Annotated in this window: 4 protein-coding genes and 1 pseudogene; 2 read left to right on the top strand and 3 right to left on the bottom strand. The window is 45.4% G+C overall.

What is annotated here, in order from left to right:
• The coding region (locus BLV54_RS14865) for a transposase (RefSeq protein ID WP_143032452.1) at nucleotides 1-520 on the bottom strand (520 nt) is incomplete at its 3' end.
• Nucleotides 521-804: 284 nt separating this feature from the next.
• Between BLV54_RS14865 and BLV54_RS17410 the strand changes: the two are divergent.
• Together BLV54_RS17410 and BLV54_RS14855 are read left to right on the top strand one after the other, a co-directional pair.
• Nucleotides 805-991 (top strand): annotated as a pseudogene (locus BLV54_RS17410) (YkvA family protein); the annotation flags it as partial.
• A gap of 363 nt (nucleotides 992-1,354) precedes the next feature.
• Nucleotides 1,355-1,861: a low molecular weight protein-tyrosine-phosphatase gene (locus BLV54_RS14855; RefSeq protein WP_090572370.1), complete on the top strand. Its 507-nt coding sequence runs from the start codon at nucleotides 1,355-1,357 to the stop codon at nucleotides 1,859-1,861.
• A 239-nt stretch (nucleotides 1,862-2,100) separates the two neighbouring features.
• Here the strand turns inward: BLV54_RS14855 and BLV54_RS14850 are convergent, their stop codons facing one another.
• Nucleotides 2,101-2,553, bottom strand: coding sequence for a hypothetical protein (locus BLV54_RS14850; protein WP_090572369.1), 453 nt, complete (start codon nucleotides 2,551-2,553; stop codon nucleotides 2,101-2,103).
• Between the two features lie 142 nt (nucleotides 2,554-2,695).
• The coding region (locus BLV54_RS16310; protein ID WP_371113310.1) for a transposase at nucleotides 2,696-3,100 on the bottom strand (405 nt) is incomplete at its 5' end.

The raw sequence follows: 3,100 nt of genomic DNA, 5'->3' as shown, positions 1-3,100 counted from the left end.
CCAGTGCACTTCCAGCCTTATGATACAGCCGGGCATCTGTCGGGTAATTGATCGCTTTTTCCTGCACCGTGCTATCCACGTTTACTGCTGTGAGCGATGTCTTTGATACGGTCTGCGTGGCAATTCCTGCTACCACCGTTAGACTTAACATGAATTCACAGCCTGCTTCGCCTATGCGGTCACGAAATCTCGTCATCTGGCTGGGATCGATTGGCAATTCGTGGCGAAAGTATTCTTCTCCACAGATGTATTGCCAATAGGGATTCTCCACCCAGCGTTCCACCACCGTTTCATCCGATTCGTTGAAAGTGTGCTTCAGGTAGTGCAGCCCTACCATCAAGCGGATCGGAATAGCTGGGCGGCCTTCATCTGAATACAGTCGTTCAAACCGCTCTTCTACTACAGACCAGTCAATCTTCCCTGCCAGGCGATACAGCTCGTGGCGCTGGTCCAACATCTGCTCCAGTCTCATGCGAAAAAGATCATCACAGGGGGTGGGTTCTTGCTTCTTTGGCTTCATCAATTCACCAGAAATTAGGGGTCAATAGCATTAATTCTGGCAAATTCCATACCTTTTGAGTATCCCTCAATGCCAATATTTATGCTAGCTTCTATAGTATTTCAGGGGCGACAGAATTAGGGTGCGGATCAAACAAGCATTGGGAAACTGGGAGAATAGTCTGGCTTACCGATGGCGATATGTACCTTTAGTGATTATTCATTTGGTATGGTATATTGACTATGAATCTTTTCTTAAACCTAAAGCAACTTGCGTTTCGTCTGAAAGCAGAAACCCTTGCGCTTTACTTCGCGGCACGTGATCCTGCTACTCCTTGGTATGCTAAGTTTCTCGTTGCTGCTATTGTTGCTTATGCGCTCAGCCCAATTGACCTGATTCCAGATTTTATTCCGATTCTTGGTTATCTGGATGATCTCGTCTTGCTGCCCCTAGGGATTGCCTTGGCTATCAGATTGATTCCTCCAGAAGTGCTGGCAGCGTGCAGGGTACGGGCCCAAGAAATCAGCCAGGACGCAAAGCCAGTGAGCCGAGTGGCAGGTGGGATTATTATTATGATCTGGTTACTAGTGGGGGTGCTCTGTGTCATGTGGGTTTATGAAGATTTATGAGATCTTCTGCAGCCCTGGAAAAGGGAAAAACCAATATTCTATATTCTAGATTTAGAACATCCTTATTTAGAACACCCTTACGGAAGCGGTATGTAAGCACCGTCCATCTACGGCAGGGTGGAGAGGTGAGTTCGTTGGAGGATGAAATCCATCTTACGATTACAGAGAAGTTTTCATAGGTTTTTAGAACTATTTTTCAAAATGAACTGGGAATAATGAAACAAAAATGAAGCAAGATAATAAAGTTAAAGTTCTCTTTGTTTGTATGGGTAATATTTGCAGATCACCTACTGCGGATGCAGTATTTAGGCATCGAGTCAGGGCTGTTGGTCTGGAGAAGCAGATCTATGTCGATTCAGCGGGGACACACGCTTACCATATCGATGAGCCTCCTGATAGACGTACACAAAAAGCAGCACTGAAAAGAGGGTATAACATGCAGGAGTTGCGCGCTCGGACCGTAGAATTAAATGATTTTGAAGAGTTTCACTATATTCTAGCAATGGATAAAAATAATCTTGCAATACTGCAAGATCGTTGCCCACAACAATATAGTCACAAACTTGATTTATTGATGCGTTACAGCAGTCAATGGGATAAGTATCAGGAAATAGCAGATCCTTATTATGGAGGAAGTCATGGATTCGAGATGGTGCTTGATTTAGTGGAAGATGCCAATCAAGGATTGCTAAGGCATATTGTGGAGGGATTTGCTGAAAAGTGTGATCAGTGACGTTAATTCTGGTCTTTGTGTTGTGCTGATCACAACCTGTTAGAAATTGTGCTAGGTAGTATTTTTGTGCGCATGTTTCAGAATCAATGCCATATCAATCGATGTGGGGCGAATACAATATTATTGTTTGGATTTTCTCCAGTCGGCGATCTTTCTGAATCGTGAGTAGTTCCTGAAATATTGCTAATCTTATCCATTTTCAGTACACTTAGTTAGTCGTCCCTGAAAAACCCTTTTTCTCAACTACTAAGTTGTAGGTTAGGCATATTGCCAATCAATAGCCGATTAATATTGATTCCCAAACGAGCACACAAAAGCGCCAGTTGGCGCAGAATCTTGCGCAAGTTATAGCCAGCACCGCACAGTAAGGCATTCATAGCATCGCCTGCTGTGCCTTTCAAAAAGTTTCTCCCCAGACGCCCATCGTTTCTCATGTGTCCGATCACGGGTTCCACCGCACTGCGCCGCTTGAGCTTCTTTTTGATCGCCACCGTGACGCCGCGCCTGGCTCCTGCTATCCATACTTTGACCGTATCCGTCAGCGCGTGTCCTCTATAACCCCGATCCACATAAACTTCCTTTAGCGCAATACCCGTTAGTTTGTGAACTTGTTCCAAGGATGCTGTAATCTGCTCCAGTCTCATGCGAAAAAGATCATCACAGAGGGTGGATTCCTGCTTCTTCGGCTTCATCAATTCACCAGAAATTAGGGGTCAATAGTATTAATTCGGGCAAATTCCATACCTTTTGAGTATCCCTCAATGCCAATATTTATGCTAGCTTCTATAGTATTTCAGGGGCGACTAACTAGTCGTCCCTGAAAAACCCTTTTTCTCAACTACTAAGTTGTAGGTTAGGCATATTGCCAATCAATAGCCGATTAATATTGATTCCCAAACGAGCACACAAAAGCGCCAGTTGGCGCAGAATCTTGCGCAAGTTATAGCCAGCACCGCACAGTAAGGCATTCATGGCATCGCCTGCTGTGCCTTTCAAAAAGTTTCTCCCCAGACGCCCATCGTTTTTCATATGTCCGATCACGGGCTCCACCGCACTGCGCCGCTTGAGCTTCTTTTTGATCGCCACCGTGACGCCGCGCCTGGCTCCTGCTATCCATACTTTGACCGTATCCGTCACCGCGTGTCCTCTATAACCCCGATCCACATAAACTTCCTTTGGCGCAATACCCGTTAGTTTGTGAACTTGTTCCAAGGATGCTGTAAGCGTATGCCCATCGTA

This window comes from Nitrosomonas sp. Nm33 (genome assembly GCF_900107265.1).
GTDB lineage: Bacteria > Pseudomonadota > Gammaproteobacteria > Burkholderiales > Nitrosomonadaceae > Nitrosomonas.
This window is presented reverse-complemented; position numbering and strand designations above follow the sequence as displayed.

Coding starts and splice junctions, on each gene's coding strand:
- BLV54_RS14855 (WP_090572370.1), top strand. CDS start 1,355: ATGAAGCAAGATAATAAAGTTAAAGTTCTCTTTGTTTGTATGGGTAAT.
- BLV54_RS14850 (WP_090572369.1), bottom strand. CDS start 2,553: ATGAAGCCGAAGAAGCAGGAATCCACCCTCTGTGATGATCTTTTTCGC.